The sequence below is a fragment of the Methanosarcina sp. 2.H.T.1A.6 genome (genome assembly GCF_000979455.1).
In the GTDB taxonomy this organism is placed as follows: domain Archaea; phylum Halobacteriota; class Methanosarcinia; order Methanosarcinales; family Methanosarcinaceae; genus Methanosarcina.
On the sequence record NZ_JJOY01000047.1, the window covers coordinates 23110 to 43286 of the forward strand.

The 20177-nt window shown below is 40.5% G+C and carries 18 protein-coding genes and 3 pseudogenes; 14 read left to right on the forward strand and 7 right to left on the reverse strand.

What is annotated here, in order from left to right:
- The first annotated feature begins 114 nt into the window (after positions 1 to 114).
- The 9 genes from EO98_RS13785 to EO98_RS13825 all read left to right on the forward strand — a co-directional run bounded on the left by EO98_RS13785 (position 115) and on the right by EO98_RS13825 (position 8441).
- Positions 115 to 702 carry an undecaprenyl-diphosphatase gene (locus EO98_RS13785; protein ID WP_048140937.1) on the forward strand — a complete coding sequence of 196 codons (588 nt, stop codon included), beginning with the start codon at positions 115 to 117 and terminating at the stop codon, positions 700 to 702.
- 735 nt (positions 703 to 1437) lie between these two features.
- Positions 1438 to 2052, forward strand: coding sequence for a cohesin domain-containing protein (locus EO98_RS13790; protein WP_048140940.1), 615 nt, complete (start codon positions 1438 to 1440; stop codon positions 2050 to 2052).
- A 5-nt stretch (positions 2053 to 2057) separates the two neighbouring features.
- Positions 2058 to 3389 (forward strand): ABC transporter substrate-binding protein, encoded by a 1332-nt coding sequence (locus EO98_RS13795; RefSeq protein ID WP_156161142.1) that lies wholly within the window; start codon positions 2058 to 2060, stop codon positions 3387 to 3389.
- 6 nt (positions 3390 to 3395) lie between these two features.
- Complete coding sequence (locus EO98_RS13800) at positions 3396 to 4178, forward strand: DUF4198 domain-containing protein (RefSeq protein ID WP_048140945.1); 783 nt, start codon at positions 3396 to 3398, stop codon at positions 4176 to 4178.
- Complete coding sequence (locus tag EO98_RS13805) at positions 4169 to 4795, forward strand: class I SAM-dependent methyltransferase (RefSeq protein WP_052734529.1); 627 nt, start codon at positions 4169 to 4171, stop codon at positions 4793 to 4795. Before EO98_RS13800 ends, EO98_RS13805 begins: the two co-directional genes overlap by 10 nt.
- A gap of 136 nt (positions 4796 to 4931) precedes the next feature.
- Positions 4932 to 5768 (forward strand): hypothetical protein, encoded by an 837-nt coding sequence (locus EO98_RS13810; protein WP_048140947.1) that lies wholly within the window; start codon positions 4932 to 4934, stop codon positions 5766 to 5768.
- 116 nt (positions 5769 to 5884) lie between these two features.
- Entirely contained in the window at positions 5885 to 6883 is a 999-nt protein-coding gene (locus EO98_RS13815) for an iron ABC transporter permease (RefSeq protein ID WP_235283626.1), read from the forward strand.
- Complete coding sequence (locus EO98_RS13820) at positions 6880 to 7653, forward strand: ABC transporter ATP-binding protein (protein ID WP_235283627.1); 774 nt, start codon at positions 6880 to 6882, stop codon at positions 7651 to 7653. The genes EO98_RS13815 and EO98_RS13820 overlap by 4 nt, the downstream gene beginning before the upstream one ends.
- A 407-nt stretch (positions 7654 to 8060) precedes the next feature.
- Entirely contained in the window at positions 8061 to 8441 is a 381-nt protein-coding gene (locus EO98_RS13825) for a VOC family protein (protein ID WP_235283628.1), read from the forward strand.
- A 51-nt stretch (positions 8442 to 8492) separates the two neighbouring features.
- Here EO98_RS13825 and EO98_RS13830 read toward each other — a convergent pair whose 3' ends face one another.
- On the reverse strand, positions 8493 to 9881 hold the full coding sequence (locus EO98_RS13830; protein WP_048140953.1) for an MATE family efflux transporter: 1389 nt from the start codon (positions 9879 to 9881) through the stop codon (positions 8493 to 8495).
- A gap of 151 nt (positions 9882 to 10032) precedes the next feature.
- Here EO98_RS13830 and EO98_RS13835 point away from each other — a divergent pair, with 151 nt between their 5' ends.
- Both EO98_RS13835 and EO98_RS13840 read left to right on the forward strand, forming a co-directional pair.
- Entirely contained in the window at positions 10033 to 10641 is a 609-nt protein-coding gene (locus EO98_RS13835; protein ID WP_235283629.1) for a uracil-DNA glycosylase family protein, read from the forward strand.
- 111 nt (positions 10642 to 10752) lie between these two features.
- Complete coding sequence (locus EO98_RS13840) at positions 10753 to 11649, forward strand: carbohydrate kinase (RefSeq protein ID WP_048140956.1); 897 nt, start codon at positions 10753 to 10755, stop codon at positions 11647 to 11649.
- Between the two features lie 341 nt (positions 11650 to 11990).
- Here EO98_RS13840 and EO98_RS13845 read toward each other — a convergent pair whose 3' ends face one another.
- Positions 11991 to 12809, reverse strand: a complete 819-nt coding sequence (locus tag EO98_RS13845) for a hypothetical protein (protein ID WP_156161143.1) — start codon at positions 12807 to 12809, stop codon at positions 11991 to 11993.
- A 147-nt stretch (positions 12810 to 12956) separates the two neighbouring features.
- Positions 12957 to 13187 (reverse strand): annotated as a pseudogene (locus EO98_RS13850) (DUF4277 domain-containing protein); the annotation flags it as partial.
- Positions 13188 to 13229: 42 nt separating this feature from the next.
- Between EO98_RS13850 and EO98_RS13855 the strand changes: the two are divergent.
- The 3 genes and pseudogenes from EO98_RS13855 (at position 13230) to EO98_RS13860 (ending at position 16168) form a co-directional block, all read left to right on the forward strand.
- A complete protein-coding gene (locus EO98_RS13855; protein ID WP_235283630.1) occupies positions 13230 to 13697 on the forward strand; it encodes an N-acetyltransferase in 468 nt (155 codons plus the stop codon).
- 48 nt (positions 13698 to 13745) lie between these two features.
- Positions 13746 to 13937, forward strand: a pseudogene (locus EO98_RS18555) (hypothetical protein); the annotation flags it as partial.
- A gap of 566 nt (positions 13938 to 14503) precedes the next feature.
- Positions 14504 to 16168: a restriction endonuclease gene (locus tag EO98_RS13860; protein WP_048140964.1), complete on the forward strand. Its 1665-nt coding sequence runs from the start codon at positions 14504 to 14506 to the stop codon at positions 16166 to 16168.
- A gap of 463 nt (positions 16169 to 16631) precedes the next feature.
- Here EO98_RS13860 and EO98_RS13870 read toward each other — a convergent pair whose 3' ends face one another.
- The 4 genes and pseudogenes from EO98_RS13870 to EO98_RS13880 form a co-directional block, all read right to left on the reverse strand.
- Positions 16632 to 17435 (reverse strand): restriction endonuclease, encoded by an 804-nt coding sequence (locus EO98_RS13870; RefSeq protein ID WP_052734531.1) that lies wholly within the window; start codon positions 17433 to 17435, stop codon positions 16632 to 16634.
- Positions 17436 to 17494: 59 nt separating this feature from the next.
- Complete coding sequence (locus tag EO98_RS13875; RefSeq protein WP_048140968.1) at positions 17495 to 18298, reverse strand: restriction endonuclease; 804 nt, start codon at positions 18296 to 18298, stop codon at positions 17495 to 17497.
- 500 nt (positions 18299 to 18798) lie between these two features.
- A pseudogene (locus EO98_RS17970) lies at positions 18799 to 18957 on the reverse strand (CRISPR-associated endonuclease Cas1); the annotation flags it as partial.
- A gap of 347 nt (positions 18958 to 19304) precedes the next feature.
- On the reverse strand, positions 19305 to 19565 hold the full coding sequence (locus tag EO98_RS13880; RefSeq protein WP_048140970.1) for a hypothetical protein: 261 nt from the start codon (positions 19563 to 19565) through the stop codon (positions 19305 to 19307).
- Between the last annotated feature and the right edge of the window lie 612 nt (positions 19566 to 20177).

The following is a 20177-nucleotide window of genomic DNA, read 5'->3' on the forward strand; positions in this document are numbered from 1 at the left end:
CACTACACATATATTTAACAGAAAAATAAATCGCGTAGGTAGACGACCAGAAATCAATTAATGGTATAAAACAATATAGTTAAATTTATATAAGTTAACCTGAGCTTTGTGATAATGGACCCGAATCTTACATTATTTCACATAATCAATGATATGGCCGGAAAGAACTCTGTTCTTGATAGTACGATGATATTTGCAGCACAGTATCTCATTTGTATTTTTGCTATTTATCTTGCATATACATGGTTTGCAAAAAATGAATATCGGCAGGAGGCTCTGTTTGCCGGATATGCAGCCCTTCTCGGCCTGGGAATAAATTTAATCATTACTCAATTCTATTTTCACCCGAGGCCCTTTATGGTCCCCACCGGGACACTCCTCATAGCGCATGCCGCCGAGTCATCCTTTCCGTCTGACCATGCTACTATAATGATTTCTGTTTCGCTGATGCTCCTGACATTCAAAGATTTTAGGCGCAGCGGCGCGGTATTCTTCATTCTTGCGTTTATTAGTGGACTTGCGAGAGTTTATTCGGGACTGCATTTCCCTATGGATATGGCTGGTTCCCTGCTTGTTGCTTTAGTTTCGATCGGTATATTACTGGCCCTTAAAAATTATCTGATCCCCATTAATCGCATATTCATTGCCTATTTTGAAAATATTGAGAAGAAGCTCACAAAAGGCAATTTGAAAACGTCGTAATAGTTGTTGAAGAAGCTGGAAAGTTCTTCAAATCCTTTTTTAAAAAACCCAAAAACCCCTAACTTTCTTATCCTCAAAATGCCCAAACTTCCTGTGCCCCTTCCACAAAAACCCCATAGCCAGCCCAAACGCCAGGAAAATAAAACTCCCTGTAAAAGGAGATAAACAGTTCTCAATACTTCTCTTCAAAAGCTTTTAACGCATCATTTTCATAAAAAACGCTTAATTAGTCCCTTGTTTTTCTGAGCTTTCTCTGCTTTCTTAATTTTTTATTAGCATTCATCTGATTATCTAAATTTTTCTTCACATAAAAGGCATTGACTCTCATTTTTGCATTACGCCTCCATATTCAACAAAATTAGGTAATAATCAATGAATGTAAATAATGATTTAGTATTACTTAAAGCTAATTTAGTGCAAATATAAGATTAAATAGAAAGTTTAATATCTTACGTAATTAATACTTTTTTTAAAATTAGTAATAATGTATGGGGGTAAAAAGTCTTTGCTGTCCTGTGGTGACAATGAGAAATTGGCAGTTTTCTCTGCCTGTATTCCCTACATGCTGGATGGCATTTAATTCATCAATTGTGTCGAGTGTAGCGTTCTTACGGGATGCAACAGCACTTCTGAGGAATTTGCCGTTCCGGCACACAAAATAATGGCATCTGTTATCCAGTTGTGGAGTCCTGACTGGTATTAAACAGCTGTTTAAAGGGCTCAAAGGGTGATCGGATGAAAAATAAATCATGGGAAGAATTGAAGAGAGGTGTCCTGTTCGGGATCTGCTTTGCTGCGTTGATTGCGGTATTTGCAGCAATTCCGGTTCAGGCGCAGCAAACAACGGTCAGTTTAGACACTCCCGAAATGGTGGAGGAAAGCACAGTTTATGCTACTGTAAATATCGATAATGTTGAAAATCTTGATGCTGGACAGTTTGACCTCATATTCAACCCGGGTGTCCTGAAAGTCATCAGTGTAGAGAACGGGAGTATCGGGGAAACAGAAATACCGGTGCAGTGGCGTTCGGTTGACAGCAAAAAGGTCAGGGTGATCTTTAATCTGGAGGGAGTCACCGGGGTAAGCGGTTCCGGACAGCTTGCCAGCATCGGGTTTGAAGTGATCGGTAGCGGGGAAGGCGAAATTCATATTTCTGACGGTCTTCTCGGAGATACCGAAGCTAACAGTATCGACACGGACTGGGGAGTTACTGAAGCCAGTGGTATCGATGCGGACCTTAGAGACGCCGAAGCTGAAGATGCGCAGAAAGCAGCACCCGGTTTTGAGGTAGTGCTTACTCTTGCAGGTTTGACCACGGCTATCTGTCTTGCCAGGAATGAACAGAGGTGAATGACATGAAAACAAAGGTCCTGGTTGGAGTACTCATTAGCCTGCTGCTTATGACATTGCCAGTATTACCGGCAGCTGCATCAGGTTCTGTGAATGAATCTGAAACTGCAAATTTGCCTGATTCTGCTAATTTATCGGACTCCACTGGCGTATCGGATTCTGCTGTTTCATCGGATATCATGCTCAGCATCCTCGGAAATGCGAACGAAGACGGAACCATAGATATGAAAGATGCGGAGTACACCGAAAGTATCATTCTGGGCTCCGGCAACCAGACTCAGTTTGCGGATGCCACAGGTGATAACAGCATCAATATGCTTGATGTAACTAAAATCGAGCTTATCAATCTTGGAAAAGCGAAAGATCTTACGCTTGTTGATGGAGTTGGCAGGCAGGTTAGCGTGAAGCTGCCAGTAAAAAATATCATTCCCACGGATTACCGTACTACAGAAACCCTGCTTGCTCTCGGAACAGGAGATATGATTGTAGGGGTTGATAGGGCTTTCCATGAGCGTATGGCTGAGTTTGGACTTTTAGACCTTCCTGAGGTTGCGATGCACGGCCAATCGGTTGATTACGAAATGGTGCTGACTCTCGAGCCCGATATAGTCCTCTTACCCCTCTGGCAGGCAGAAAATGCCGATGATATAGCCAGAAATCTTCCGAATACGGCTGTGGTTATAATGGGCTTAGCTTCCCAGAAAAGCATAGATTCCGACTTAACAACTATGGGTTTTGTTCTGGGAAAGGAAAAAGAGGTGAACAAACTCATCAACTGGATGCAGGGCTATGAGAATCTCATAAACGAACGCACTAAAGACCTGAAGTCCGAAGACATGCCGATTTTCTATTATGAGTACATGTCAGGGAGCGAGGAGAAATGGTGGGTGATAACCCCAGACGACCCCAGTGCAGGTCAGTTGGCTGAAAGAGCCGGAGGGCGCAATATCGCTACAGGATTGGTCGGTACCTCCGTAGAAGTGGATCCCGAGTGGGTGATTGAGAAAAACCCTGACTTCATGTTTGCGGATTTAATGAAAGGCTTTGACAGCGGCCCCGGAAAAACGGAAGATGATATGAAAAATCTGCTGGCAAAAGTCCTTTCAGGAAGGCCGGGGTTCGAGAAGGTCAATGCTGTGAAAAATAGTAAAGTCTACCTGGTCGATAGGGATATTGTCGGTGGGCCCAGGTGGGTAATAGGGAATATTTACTTTGCCAAATGCATGCACCCTGAACTATTTGAAGATATAAAACCGGAAGAAATACACAAAGAGTATCTCAAAAAATTCCATGACCTCGAGGTCGCCGGAACCTGGGCTTATCCACTTCCGGAGTGATGAACTATGGTGCAAAATACTCCCCAAAAAGAAGCTTTTTTTCCATTTTTGGAGGAAGATCTTCCCGATATTGTACGCGGGCATGAGATATGGGTTGAACATGGCATGCAGAATGTTTCTCCCGGCAATCCCGTAGCGTGTGATCTTTGTTTTGGACATAATATGAAGAGTGACAAAGCGGTTCAGGTCGAAAAAGTGACTCCCGCTGTCTCTGGTACCTGGGGCAAAAATCATGCTGTTGAGGTCAGTGCCGCAGAGAATCACTTATTGATGCAATTCACTCCGGCTTTCGAAGGATACCACACCATTGGAGTAGAATACGACGGCGGAATCCTCAATTTACCCCATTCCGGACTGGAAGGTCCGAAGTATTACCAGCAGTATACGAAGACCATCATTCTGGTAGGGTATTGCCAGGTAGGGAATTGTCAGACAGAAGAGAATAATCAGACAGACTATGACCTGATGCTTGGGCACGAACTGGAGATAATTCCACTGGGCTACAGGCAGTATAAAGTCGGAGAACACATCCTGCTGAAAATATTGTATGACCGGCATGCACTGCCTGATGCAACTGTATATGGAATATATGTTGGCAATCAGGAAAATCCTATTGAAGTGACAACTGATCAGGAAGGCATGGTTGACATTGAACTGGAAAAAGGTGGGAAGTGGATGTTCAAGGTTGGGCACAGGGATCCTGAAAAAGGCGTGAAGGGCCTGTATGACAAAAAGGTAATGACTGCAACATTTACTATTATGGACGTAGGTGAGAACATATGGAAGTAAAACCGCAAATCAGAGAATGGTGGAACACTGCAGAACACGATTATGATGCCGTTGCAGCACATGGAGTGCATTCCGAAGAAGAAAAGGAACTCTGGACAGAAGTGGTTACTCAGCTGCTGGGGACCGAACCGAAACTGAAAATTCTGGATATGGGAACAGGCACCGGATTTTTAGCTCTGCTGATGGCTGAGATGGGATATGATGTCACAGGAGCGGATTGGGCAAGGAGTAAACTGGAAAAAGCCCAGGAGAAGATGGAAAGGTCCGGAAATTTTGTAAATTTTGTTGTGGAGGATGCAGAAAATATCTCATTTGAATCTGAGCAGTTCGATGCGGTTGTCAGCAGACACCTGATCTGGACCCTGGCAAATCCCGACTCTGCATTTAAAGAATGGGCGAGAGTGACAAAATCCGGAGGCAAAGTACTGACAGATATCCCGGCTAAACACTCTCATCCCGGAAACCACCACTTTGGTGAAAATATAGGAAAAGAATTGCCTTTTTACAACGGTGCTGACCCGGGAGAGGTTATCAGTATGTTTGAAGCTGCAGGGCTTGTGAACGTGTCTGTTAGAGTGTTCAATAAAATGATGCTGGTAGAAGGAGAGAAAGCATAAACCATGCCAATTGCTTCGGTAGTCCGTGCAGTTACTCTGGATCTCTGTTTTCCCTTTCACGGTAATTGGTATACTGTTAGCGAGCATCGCAGTTGAGTTCAGTATATTTGAGAAGTAGTTTCCGGTGATGAAACCGATGCTGCACAGAGCGTATTTCACTCCCCATTCGGGAATTGCGTTTATGACCGCTTTTGGTTCGCCAATCACGTCAGTAGCGATGCTCTCGGAATTTTACGATGAAGGGAAGATAGACCAGAAAGAAACTTTGCTGGCAACCGTTGCAACTTGGTTTCCCCAGGAAATCTACGAAAGCCTTGTTTATATCTCCCCTACGATAGTACCCATCCTTGGGGTAGTGGGCATTGCATATCTCTCTTTATTCGTACTGAACGACACGATAGTAGCTCTGCTAGTGCTTATTGCCGGCAGAGCACTTTTGACCCGGAAAGATTGTGAATTTGCTTCAGAAACCGGGGACAAGAAATTGGTCATAAGAACCACTCTCAAAAGAAGTGTAATTAATTCGGTGAAACTTTTAAAACGAGTTGTGCTCGTAGCGTTTCCTGTGAGCATTCTCGTCTTTGTTCTCATCGATCTGGGAACATTTGACGCCTTCTCTCAATATCTTGGCTGGATGCCGCTGCCTCCAGAGGCTCTGGCAATTATTCCGCTTGTAGTTGCCAATCTCACAGCTGCATACGTCACGGTTGCAGATTTAATGGAAACAGAAGTTCTGGATATTAAGTTAGCGTTGTTAACCTTACTTGTGGGGAATCTTCTGGTCAGTACCCGGTATATCCTTACACACAGGCTCCCGTATTATTCTGGGATTTTCGGGCCTGTGCTGAGCCTGAAAATAGTCTCGGCAAGTGCAGGTTTGAGACTCGGGTTGACCGTCTTAATGATTTTTACTCTGGTGTGGCTTTATGATAGATTGTTCTGCTGTCAGGTCACTTCCTGTACTTACAAATAAAAATACAATAAATTGCCTGTTGCACTGGATGTGTATCCTTGGAAACAAAACAGCATACCTTGACCAAAGAAGAAGTTAAAATACAATATAATAAGTTCATTGGAAGAAAAATACTCTTGATTTTCTTCCTTTTAGCCTCAATAATCCTCGTATCAGGCATATCCGCCTCTCTAGGATCTGCAAATCTCTCTATCTGGGAGATTTATTCTTCAATACTGAACAGGTTATTTCCAGCTTACTTTGAGTCGGGCTGGCTTGCAGATGTATGCATATGGAACCTCAGGCTTCCCCGCATATCCATGGGGACTGTTGCAGGTTTCGGGCTTGGGGTTGCAGGCTGCGTAATGCAGGCATTACTCAAGAACCCGCTTGCAAGTCCCTATACGCTTGGCATATCCTCAGGTGCCGGGTTCGGAGCATCCCTTGCAATCCTTACAGGTGTAGGCATCATTGGAGGAGATTATCTTGTTATAGGCAACGCATTCTTATTCGCACTGTTGTGTTCTTTTATAATCCTGGGGTTATCAAACCGAAAAGGTGCAACGCCTGAAACCATGATTCTGGCTGGCATTGCGATGATGTATCTCTTTAGTGCGATGACAACAATCCTTCAATACTTTGGCGAAGCAGAAGCTGTAAAAGAAGCAATTTTCTGGACAATTGGTGACCTTGATAGGTCCTCCTGGCCCAAGGTCGCCATTATAACTGGCACACTTGCATGCTGCTTCCCCCTGCTCATGATAAAGTCACTTGACCTTAATTTAATGGCTGCAGGAGACGAAACCGCAACAAGCCTGGGTGTAAATGTCAAACGTACCCGGATCATTCTGATGGCAGTCACAACTTTGCTGGTCGCATGTATTGTGTGTTTTACGGGAACAATCGGATTTATAGGCCTGGTTGCTCCGCACCTCACGCGCATTGCTATAGGAGGTGATAACAGGTTTGTTCTTCCCGTATCCGGCCTTTTTGGCACATTACTGCTGATTAGCGCAGACCTTGTAGCAAGAAGAGTTCTGGCTCCAATAATTCTTCCTGTCGGAGCGATAACCGCCTTTATGGGTGCTCCACTTTTCCTGTATATGATTATGAAACGAAAGAGGGAATACTGGTGAAACTGAAGGTAAACAACGTTGAATTTGCTTATAACAGCATACCTGTCCTTGAAGACATATCAATGGAACTAAACCGCGCAGAAGTTCTTGGCATTGTCGGCCCGAATGGTACTGGCAAATCCACACTTATCCGGTGTATTGACCATATAATGAATCCTATAAAAGGAAGCATATTCCTGGATGAGCAAAATATCAGCAAGATGACCAGGATGGAGATTGCAAGGAAAATAGGCTACGTACCACAGAGTATTGAATGTGTTTTTCCTGCATCTGTTATCGATACCGTCCTCATGGGCAGGCGCCCGTATCTTGGATGGAAGAGCAGTAAGGAAGATCTGGATTATGTACTGGAAGTGCTGGAACTACTCGGGATGATGGAGTTTGCCATGAGAGATATTAACGAAATCAGCGGAGGTCAGCAGCAGAAGGTACTTATCGCACGGGCACTTGCACAGAAGGCAGATATTCTTCTTCTTGATGAGCCAACCAGCAATCTTGACATAAGGCATCAACTCGAGGTCATGGAAATTATGAAGAATATCGTGAAGAACAAGGGAATCTCTGCGATCATGGCACTTCATGATTTGAATCTGGCTTCGAGATATGCCGATAGAATAATCATGATGAAAGAGGGAAAAATATTTGCCGTTGGGAATCCTGCTTCAGTTCTCACCGTTGAGAATATAAAACAGGTCTATGGTGTACGGGCTCTGGTGAAAGATGATGGAGAGAGGCCATATATCATTCCGATAGGACCTGTGACAGGTTAATATAAGCTGTTACCCCTATCCTTTCAGGAATCCAGAAAAGAAAAGCATTTTACTCCTCTTTACATTTTTTCCCTTCTTTCAATCCTCTTTTCCACCTCTACTTTTTTCATTCCGGAGCCCAAAAAACCCCATCACCAGCCCAAAAGCCAGAAAATTTGAAACAGAAAATTCCGCATATACCCCTTATAATCCATAAACCCCCGGCAAAACCAGAATAAGAGGAAGGAAAAAGGAACTGTCTTGTAAACGATATGAGAAATAAATGGCTGGGGTTCTCCAAGCGCCTGATCTCTTTATACTCTGTCAAATTGAGAAAATTAAATGTCTAAAAAAAGCAAAGCCTAAATTAATATATAAATATCATCCAAACTATCTAATTATAACAGGAGGTAGTTATCACGCTAAGAGTGGTTCATTTCGAGATACATGCAGAAGATATTGAAAGGGCAAAAAAGTTCTACGAGGACGTTTTCGGCTGGAAGATAGAGAAGTGGGAAGGTCCCATAGAATACTGGAACATAACAACCGGTAAACAAGAAGACCCGGGAATCGATGGGGGTTTGATGAGAAGGCAGGTAGGAGAACCGGGAGTAGACACTCCGATAAGCACCTATATCTGCACAATAGACGTCCCGGACATTGATAAATACCTGAATCAAATACAGAAGCACGGCGGCAAAGTGACTATGGAAAAGAGACCCATACCCGGCATAGGCTGGCTTGCATATTGTCTCGACACAGAAAAAAATATATTCGGGATAATGCAGCCTGACATGAGTGCCAGATAACCTTTTCTTTACTTTTTTCTTATTTATCAAGACCTCTTATCAGATCGAGCCTCACTTTCCCAGCCCAATTTGAAGCTTTTCTCTCTTCTTTTCCTTCTTCTTAAACTTCCGGTACTCTCTCCCCAGCAACCCTGCAGCCAGCATGCAAGCCAGAAAATCCGATATGGGAAACGCAGCCCAGACTCCGGCCAACCCGTAAAATCTCGGCAGGACCAGCACAAGAGGCAGCAGGAAAAGGAGTTGTCTTGCAAGTGACAGAATAAAAGCAGGCCTCGGTTTTCCAAGGGCCTGGAACACGGTTGCGCCTACGAGCTGGAAACCTATGAAAGGCAGGATAAGCACAACGATCCGCATGGCTTCGGCTCCTACGGCTGTGAGTTCAGGATCAGGGCTGAAGATATGGATAATAGGGGCAGGAAAGAGGAACATGACCAGAAAACCCGGGAGGGAGAAGAGAGTGCTGACTTTCAGGGCGACCTTAACCGATTCGACCACTCTTGAGAACTGTTTTGCGCCGAAGTTATAGCCTACAATGGGCTGGAGGCCGAAAGAGATCCCGAGCATTGGCAGGAAGATGAGCAGAAGCAGGCGGTGAATGATCCCGAAGGCTGCAATTGAGACGTCTTCTCCGTAAGTTGCAAGGGCGTTGTTTACAAAAATCATCATGACACTGTTTGAAGCTTCAACAATGAAAGGACCTATACCTATTGCTATTACTTCTTTTGAGACTGCAGAGCTTGGGATCAGCAGCTTTGGTTTGAAGGTAACTGAACTTTTTCCGGCAAGGAAGTAGCGCAGCAGGAAGACCGTGGATGCAAGCTGGGCAAGTATAGTTGCAATAGCAGCTCCCCTGACCCCCATGTCAAACCCGAAGATGAAGATAGGGTCAAGCAGAATATTCAGGCCGGCCCCCAGGAGCATTCCGAACATTGCATAGCGGGCGTTGCCTTCGGCTCTTACAAGGTCTTCGGTTGCAATCCCGAGAGTAAAGACGACCGAGCCTGCCATTATGATTTCAAGGTAAGCCTTCGCATAGGGCATAATGTTAGGCGTTGCCCCAAAGAGTTTTAGTAAAGGCTCAAGAAAGGCAAGCCCTGCAAGCGAGTAGGCAAGCCCAAGGAATATTCCCAGAAAAAACACGGTTCCAAGAGCTTTTTCAGCTTTATGCGGCTCTTTTGACCCCAGAGACCTTGAAATAATTGAGGCTCCTCCTACCCCGAGCCCTATTGCAACCCCCATTGCGAGCATGTGGATTGGAAAAGCTATCACCAGCCCACCAATTCCAGGAACGCTTTCTTCCCCGAGAGCCCTGCCAACGAAGATCGTGTCTACTATGTTGTAAAAAGCGTAAACAAGCATCCCTATGATTGAAGGGGCTGAAAGCCTGAAAAGAAGTTTCCCTATTTTTTCAGTACCTAAGAACTCGCTGTGTTCCTGCATGCTGAGCATCCCCTATAATCGGTGAATTGGTGGATCTTTTAAATGATAACTTATAGAATCTCCCGTAAGCAGGAAAGGTATAAAGCAGTTTTGTAATAAAATAAAAGATAAAAGGACGAAGGAAAAAGAAGAGAAAGAAAGGAGACGAGAAATGCAGATGAGCAAATGTGTGGGATGCAGGGAGTTTCCCTGTGCAGATGTAAAGCATGAGAATTACATCGTTCCGGACATGGACCTGAACCCTGAGGATATCTCTATAGTGCTTATTTCAGAAGCTGCCCCCGAAAATCCCGACAATTACTATTATTCGGGTGAAAATTCCCTGTTTGAGCAGACCACAGTGCAGGCATTCAACGATGCAGGAGTGAACGTTTCCTCAATCCGGGATATTCTCAAAATGGGTATTTATCTTACCACTGCTGTGAAGTGCGGAAAAACAGGATACGGCATAAAGGCAGGCACTATCAAAGAATGTTCGTTAATACTGGAAAAAGAGCTTTCCCTGTTTCCGAACGTGGAGGCTTTCCTGTTAATGGGAGATGTCGCAATCAAAGCCGTCAACTACATTGCCAGTAGAAACGGGGAGGGAAAAGTGATTCCCGCCGGGTCCACTTGCAAGCTTCGAGGAAAAGATTACTTTTTCAGAGGAAAGAGAGCTTTTCCGTCTTACCTGCAAGCAGGCCCCAGTTTTTTCATAGAAAAGAGCAAACGAAAGATGATAGCCGAAGACATTGCAGCCGCTTTGAATCTGATCAGGTGATCAAAGAGACCAAAAGTCCGGAAGAATCAAAGTCCAGAGGAATCAAAGTCCAGAGGAATCAAAGTCCAGAGGAATCAAAACCTTCAAAGAAACCAAAACCCGGTAGAAAACATGAAAATTCTCACATTCGGGGAAGCCCTCTTCGATATTATCAAAGGCTCAGCCCACTTAGGTGGCGCTCCCTTAAACCTTGCAGCCCATCTTGCAAAGCTGGGGGCAAAGCCGGCTGTGCTCACAGCAGTCGGAAGAGATGAGCTGGGCAAAATTCTCCTTTCCAGAGCTGAGGAAATGGGAGTTGACACTTCGTACATCTTAATCGACGAAAAAAGGCCGACCGGAACCGTTACTGTCAAACTGAAGGATGAAGGAATCCCTATTTTCACGATCAATGAAGGCGTAGCCTGGGACGCGATTACCCCGGATGAAAGGGAATTTGAAGCCCTTGCAGCTGAGGAGTGGGACGTTTTCTGCTTCGGGACCCTCGCCCAGAGGTCGGAAGAAAACAGGAAAACGCTGAAAAGGCTGCTTTTGGAAATAAAGGCAAAACACTTTTTCTACGATGTAAACCTGAGAGCCGGATTTTACAGAAAGGAATGGATCTTATCTTCCCTTGAGCACTGCACAATCCTTAAAATGAATGAAGAAGAGGCAGCACAAATTTCCGGTATGCTTTTCGGAACCACGTATGCCTGTAGAACTCTCTGCCGCCTGCTTAAGGACAGGTACCCGAAAATATCCGTAATCTGCATAACAAAGGGGCCTGAGGGAGCAGCTGTCTATCAGGATGGAGTTTATGAGGAGATAAAAACCACACCCGTAGAAGTTGCAGATACTGTAGGGGCAGGAGATGCTTTTTCTGCGGGATTTTTGTATACCTACCTTTCAGGGTACGGAGTTTCAAAAGCCACTTCAGTTGCCATCATGCTTGGGACTTATGTAGCATCAAAACCGGGGGCGGTGCCGGAGTATTCGGAAGAACTTATGAAAGAACTGGGAATTTTAGAGTGAGAAAGGAAATCTTCTTTTCTGCAAGCCTCAGGATCTGGAATTAATTGACCAAATGAAAAAAAGTTCTTGCTTTATAATTCTGCTTAATTCAAAGCTGCACTGGCGCATCCGCTGCAAACAACGAGATATGTTCTCCCGTAGAATTTTAAGTCTCAAAATTCCTTGCAGTCTTTCAGTACTCCTCTCTCCTGCACCTTAAGCTGTACCTTTTCCTGTTGTACAACGTGCCGGACCTAATGAGATAAATGCCTCTCTTGTCCCGAAGCTTTTCATTTATGATGACTCTTCTTCCTCTGTAATTTCCTGGTGCGAGAGAGTTTCTTTTTGACTTATTGATTCACTCATGAAATAAAATTTGTTACATAAAAGTATACTCCTTCGATCCATTCACTTCTATCATGCGCAATTTGATTATTCAAAATGTAGGCTTTGATTTCCTCAACCCTTTGATCTGTGAAACTTTTAGCTTCTTTCTGCTCCTTTTGTCCTATTTCTCTTCCTGTACCTATTTGTCTACCCACTCTTTTGTAGAAACCATTTAATGGTAGGTTATTATCAGGAACTGCATCGGGTATATTATCCAGGAAAACTTCTACACCACACTTTATGGAATTCATGATAGTTTTATTATCCGGGTCGGTTTCAGCAAAATAGATCACCATTTTATCATTCTTTAAGTAGAGATTAGGATTCTTACGGTCTTCTACATTATTATTTACTAAAATTTTAAATGTACTTACATAAGACTTCCAGTCTACACTTTTTTCCGTCCAACTCCAGGTAATATGTTTTGCAATCTTAACTGCCTGCTGCTGTGTTTTGATATTAACAATGATTCTATCTGTTTCATTGCCCAGATCTATATTTGGATTTATTAAATGAAAATAATCACCTTCATCTAATCCATCCAATCTACGAAAATAATTAGCTAGAGTCCAATAATTACTAAAATCAAATGAATTTATCTTCTTTTGAGGTATTAATCCCGCATACAATAACTCGGGACTTAACACAAATTCTTTAGGATTTACTGGTTCGTTTATGTAGTCCTTTTTAGGACTTGTACTTAAAACATGATATATGGCGGTAGTTATATACTCATTTAATTTTCCGGCTCTTCCATGATGGTCATAGACAATATCATATACTTCCCCCAACATAAGAAAAATCTCAATGATGTTGGCATCATTCTGAGATACAGTTTGGGAGGAAAGATCTCTAAATTTTTTTCCGTTGATACACATATTATTACATATCAACTTCCTGCTTATCAATATTGAGGGTCTATTTTAAGAGGGAGATCCGAAACCAAATAGCCTTTCAACAGTAAGAGTTTCAAAGTATTGTGAGTACATGTAAAGGCGACTGTCTGTGAAACCAAGACAGTTGAGAATCATTGCTTTTACTACAATAGAAGGAGCTAACTTGTGCTGCCCAAGTTTGGGCAGCACTTCATCAATCACTTTTCCAATTTCCAGCTCATCATAAATGCCAGAAACGATTCCGTGATGATCAAGAAAACGTGTTGTAAAAAGCATAATGACATCAGTATCAAGATACGATATTTATAATCCGGACATATGCCAGCAAGGGAAGGTGAATACATGTATAGTTTAAGAAAAGCAACTCAGGAAGACTATGATTTTATTTATGACATGAAAAAGATTACCATGAAAGATTGTGTAATAAAAACCTGGGGCAGCTGGGATGAAGATTTTCAAAGATTTTTATTCAGCAGGGAACTCAAAGCTATAGAACACCAAATTATCGTTGTAAAAGACAAAAATGTTGGCACTTTTGCTATCAGCAGAAATGAAACATCCATTATTATTGATGAGATTCAAATACTGCCAGAATATCAGAATAAAGGAATAGGAACTTTAATTTTTTCAGATATTATTGCCGATGCTCAAAAGGCAAAAAAAGAAGTAACTCTCAGGGTATTGAAAGTAAATTATATAGCTCAAAAATTCTACAACAAACTTGGGTTTGAAAAAGTCGGAGATACGGAAACCCATTTTCTTCTAAGTAAAAAAACCTCTCCTTAAAAAAACACACCCGTAGAAGTTGCAGATCCTGTAGGGGCAGGAGATGCTTTTTCTGCCGGATTCCTGTATACCTTTCTCAGGGTACGGAGTTACAAAAGCCGCTTCAGTTGCCAGCATGCTTGGGACTTATGTTGCATCAAAACCGGGGGCGGTGCCGGAGTATTCGGAAGAACTTATGAAAGAACTGGGAATTTTAGAGTGAGAAAGGAAATCTTCTTTTCTGCAAGCCTCAGGATCTGAAATAGAAGGGGTTTGTGGGTTCAAATTCAATCCCTCGTGCTAAAATTAGGGGATATAGGTAACTCGAATTTTGTGTATGCAACTGATACATTTTCGCAGTATAGTTTCTCAAACTTGCCCTGAATAAAATTATTTATTATAACAATCTCGCAATAAAAACTCAACTTTTTGTACGCTAGTGCGAATAGATGTACAATCAATTTTTCAGAAGTTGGCATTCTCAAAAATCATTCTTATTCCCATAATATCTTATAATCAAAATTGCGCTGGCGCACCCCGCAGCAAGCTAGCGGGGTATTCGACTGAAATAAAAAAGTTAAATTTTTTTGGGTTGTATGACACACTTACATTCTCAAATATATTATAGTTCTAAAATAGTTATTCTATATTTTGCAAATGTCAGTTTTAGCTTCCTGTAAGAGTTAATTGCTATCTTCATTGTTCCATTAACATTGATAATATTCATGTTAAAAATTTTTCCAACTAATTCCAAATTAATAAAAGTATTGAGTGCTTTCATACTAAATAAGAAATTCACTTTGGAATCGAAGCACTAGGTGGATCTAATGGCAAGTAGATACTTATACACATATGAAATTCATCATGAAGGTCTCAACAAATACAAAGTGGTAAAGGGAGAAACTAAAAAGATCGCTGAACAGAAAGCCCATGCCCAAATGGCTCAATGGGAAGAACAGTGGGAAAGAAAACTAGAAGTAGATCGAAAACAAAAAGAGCGGGAAAGCTTTATCCGTTCGATTGAAGAGTCAACTGAAGAAGCAAACAAACTGACTCTTGAAGCGGAAGAAGTGCAGAACTCATTGGATACAATCCTAATAGATAATCTGAATCCTAGAGCATTGGATTATGATAGCTTGAAGGATCATCGTATGTTTGATCAACCATTACCCGTTAAACCAAAACGTGAAGAAAAATCTACTAAACCAAGTAGAGGAGATGCAAAGTATAATCCGAAACTTCCATTTTTGAAGCGAATTTCCACAAAGCAAGTAGAAAAACAAAAAATACAATCGGATTCTCAGTTTGAAAAAGACTATAAACTATGGGAAGACGAGGAGAAGATAAAAGATCTGAAATATGATCAAAAATTTGCTGATTATGAGATTGTTTATAACGAGTGGTATGAACAGGAAAAGATATTTTATGCTGAACAGAAAGCAAACAACGATAGAATCGATCAATTGAAGAAGGATTTTGAGTTAGGCGAAGTATCTGCAATAGAAAATTATTTTGAGCATTCCATTGAAAACATCAAGTTGCCATTTGACTTCTTTCTGGAAGTGGAGCTGGAATATCAGATCGAGACTAAAATGCTTATCGTGGACATTCTGTTACCAACAGTAGATGACTTACCGCGTCTTAAAAAGATCACTTTTGTTAAAAATCGAAACGAATTCAAAGAATCGTTTCTGTCTGATTCAGCACTGAATGCTAAATATGACAGTGTCATCTATCAAATTGTTCTTATCTGTTTCAATTTAATTTTCGGTTCGGATAAGTATGGAAGAGTAGAATCTGTTGTTATCAACGGTAAAGTAAATACTATAGATAAAGCTACAGGAAATCATATTGAGCCTTATATCCTGTCGATCAATGTGAAAAAGGAAAACTTCAAAATACTGAATCTGGATTCTATTGATCCAAAAGCTTGGTTCAGGAGTGCTAAGGGAATTGCAGCTGCGAAACTGTCTATTGTTACTCCTGTGCCACCAGTAGTCGTATTAAACAAAGAAGATCGACGTTTTATTGAAGGTTATGGAGTCATTGGTAATGTTGATGATTCAATGAATCTGGCCACTATGGACTGGCAGGACTTTGAAAACCTGATTCGGGAACTATTTGAGTGGGAGTTCAGTACAAATGGAGGAGAAGTCAAGATAACCCAGGCTAGCAGAGATAAAGGTGTAGACGCAGTTGCATTTGATCCAGATCCAATTAAGGGTGGTAAGATTGTCATCCAAGCTAAAAGATATACTAATGTGGTAGGTGTATCGGCTGTTAGAGATCTCTATGGCACGATTCTGAACGAAGGAGCAAACAAGGGTATTCTGGTTTCAACTTCTAATTATGGCAATGATGCATATGAATTTGCCAAAGACAAACCAATAACACTGATGAATGGGGCAAATCTATTGTATCTGCTGGAAAAGCATGGTCATAAGGCAAGAATTGATATAAAAGAAGCGAAAAAACAGCTTTATGCTAAATGACATGTTCATGACACTATTGGGCCCAATACCAGCCAAGCTACCACCGGGGCAAAGTAGATTTCACTTAATTCAAATCGACTTTGTACCCCCTTATCTTCAACCACAAAAACAGGATTTTATGAATATCCCAGCTTGTACACTTCGTCTTCCGCAACGGTTTTTTAGGAAGTGTTGGCCTACTTTGTCCTTCATGACAGCTTCGCTGGTACTAGGCCTTATTAGGAAGTAACTCATAAATCAAATAGCGTATTTTTAAGTCTCTTCTTTCTTATCTTTCATTTGTCAATGTGTTTCTCATAGAAATTTTGCGTTTAATGGCCGGTTATCGGTCATAACTCGAATATTCCTATATAATGCAGAATAGTGGAACTCAGAAAAGTATAGTATGGAAAGAGGCAAAAATAAGAAGAGAGTTCAAAAACACTGAACTTTGAGAATTTTGCCGAGCTGTAAAATGAAATTATTACATGCCGAAATTATCTAATATTTGGTCGTATGAATGTTCAAACATAAGGATCCTGCCATCTTTCTCGAATCCTAACTTGAGAGCGATTGCAAATGGTCGATTAAAATTTTTCGCAGTGTCGCAAAGCGCTATCAAATGTTGTCGGCTAACTCCGAAAACAGCATAACCATTTTCTCTAATATTTTTTAATACCCGTTCAGCAGACTTTTTTGATAGAAATAATGCTATCGATCCATTAAGTGCTGTCTCCCTATGAGGATTATATTTCGATATATATAGTGCTATCTTTTCATTAGGTGAATAACATGTACCTGTATTTTTCCCATCTTCAGTTACTTCCATAATAGTCCAAAAAGGATCCCCATGTGTATTTTCGTCTGGCAAAAGCCATTTCGCATGAGTAAGAGTTAATGGATATATATTTGGCAAATCTTCAGTAGTTATTAGCTCTATTCCATAGAATTTTGCTTCTAGTTTAGCTCCTTCTTGATACCCATTAGAAGTTATCATATACCCAGTCTTAATATTGCAGCCATCAAGTTTCTTGCTAAAAGCGTCGAGCTTTTCTTTCTCTACATTTCGATCCTTATAATTTTTACATTCGATTGCAACTTTATGAGTTACTCCTGCTATTTCTACTTCACAAAAAACATCAAACTCATGTTGGGCTCCAGATTTTGCAATTTCTTTGTGATTCTTTTTAATATAAAAAGTTTTTAAATGCTCGTTTTGCAACAGAATTGAGTAAACGTTTTCAACATAATTCTCTAACTCCTTACCTGCTTCTTGCGACTTAGACATATTTCCTCCTTAGTAAGTCTTGAAACCTACATTCTTTTAGAAAAAAGGCACACCGAAAATTATTCCAAATCATATTCAGCTAATAATTCATCATATGAATGTTTAAACACAAGGGAGTTTCCATATGAGTCAAGGGACAAAACGCTGCTGATTAGTAATTCACATTTGAAAAACTGTGACAGGAGACAAATCCATCTCAATTGTTGTCGGCTAACTCCGAAAACAGAACAATCTTTTGCTCCATCGGCTTCTAATACTCTCTCAGCAGACTTTTTTGATATGAATAATAATATTGACCTGTATCGCTTGTGGACGACAATTTCTAACATATTGAACTCGTTGCCATTGAGTGAATAATATGAACCTGTATTTTTCCCATATTTAGTTACTTTCATAATAGTCCAAAATGGGTCCCCATGTACATTTTCGTCTGGCACAGAACATGCAGTTTGTAAAAGCAACATTCCGGGTACGTTTGGTAACTGATCATCAGTTATTAGTTGTATACCATGAAAATCCGCATACTTTTTAGCTTCTACATTATAGCTTTTAGTAGCTAGAATAAAACCAGTAATATTATTGCATTCATTAAGATCTTCCTTAAAATGCTTGACCATTTCTTTTGTTATTCTTTTATTGTAATATTTACATTCTATTGCAGCTTTAAGATATATTTTTGCTAGTTTAACCTCATAAAAAACATCAAATTTGTACTCGAATCCCCCCTGTCCAATTTCGATATGGTTCTTTTCAATTTTGAAATTTTTTAAATTCTCATTATTTAACGAAGCTCTGAAAACGCTTACAATATAATCCTTTAACTCTTGCCCATTCTCTTCCCACTTATACATTTGCTTAGACATATTTCCTCCTGAGTATAGCCTACAACCGCCTTCCTACATATTTGCCACTATTCGAAAAACATTAGTAATGCAGGATTTCCAAAAAAATCTCTTTTTTCCGCATTCACGGAAGTAATTTATAAAGAGATGAGAAATACATAACTATTTTGTTTTTATTCAAAATATATATCCTGCTTTCGGCAGGTCGACATAAAAATCCATTCTATTTTTCTATTGATATCGTTTTTTTCAGAACTTTTGATATTCAATTTAAATCAAGTTTTGCTAAATGTTAACCATGACATCATTAATATATATTTATAATAAATGAGATAAATGGAAAATTTGATTAAATATATAGTTCGCATGACACTGATTTTTAGATTAACCTACAAAAAATAACAATCAAAAATGTGTAGATTTTAAGATGTGATTGCTGCCGAATGTAGGACAGAAAACAAGTATATATTAATGTAACCGTAATCAAAAAAGAAGATTTTCCATTTACAGCAAGGAGGTGACTAAAAATAATCCCTGCAAATAAACCTCTTTGCTATCTCAAGCCTTATTTCTTGATCTTCAAAAGCATTATACTGAGCAAATTTAATTTTTACATTTGTACTTTCAGGAGGAAGCATTGTTGTTAAGAGTTTTCCATCCCGGTTGAGAATGGAAATCTGGACATTATTTTCTCCTCCCTAAAGATATGTTCGTTTGTAATGCTCCCTCGTCGGGTCGGTCCTTAAAAGACGGGCGTAAAAGGATTGTAAGATGGGGTTGTCGGTGGCCTAATTACTTGCTTTCTCTGTTTTGCTTTTTCTGTTAGACCTATACCAGTAATTTAGATCATCTCGATGAAGCCCAAGTACTATTATGCTCATAACTATACTTACCACCAGCAAAAAGGGTGGTAGCTATGATTTTTTGCGTTAGGCTGCCAATGCTGATCTCCTCTCTTGCGAGATTCGGAAAAAATATTGACTTTTCAAAAAAATACTGCGGAATGTAGGCTATAACCTCATTTAGATTATTTCGACCCTGGAGATTTTAGGGAAATTCGGAATTCCCAATTTAATTTATTTTTATTTACAGGTGAGAAATTACATCTGACCATCGCTTCTTTAAACTGCTTATTTGTGATAAAGAAACCATCTGGTGCTTGTTCAAAAAGAATTTTAAGTGCATAACTAGTGTAATTTTTATTTGGTGTTTTTTGTGGGACTATATTTAACATTATCCAATTATTCAGGGTTTTGTTTTCAATGTCGGTTAATTCGTATTCACTCATTTTACTCACTCCTATCTTTCATAATTTGTCAATAAATTACCACTGAGCTATGCCTTGATTTCCTTTACCTGTGACCCATACATTTGTTAAAAGACTTAAACTAATTCCTACAATGATAACCCTATAAAAACAATAAGATCTCCATCTGAAACATCTATTTGAGACACACTTACACCAAATGTGCTTTTAGTTTTTCTTCATGAAATAGGTTTAGGTTTCCTGTCGGCATGTACACTTTTGTATATTTAAATTATCTTCCTTTATTATGGGGTTCCGGTCGTTGAGTTTACACAGAGATCACAGATAAAGCCAACCTGGGAGCACCATAGGTACGAGCCAATTATAGCCTGATGGTGACAGGAACAGGGTAGGCCCCCAGGTGATCTGTTTATCTCCAGAACCCATACTATGATTCATCCTGCTAGAAAACTCGTGACCGGATCACAGGAAATAAGTATACAGTAATGGAACAGTAATCAAAAAAGAAGACTACGGGATATAAAGTAAATTTTATTCATTGGTCATCGGTTAAGAACTTATTTCCATCTACCAATAGTGTTTTTCATGTCTCATTCTCATTAAAACCATTCTTCTCTAAACCTTTCTCTGTTT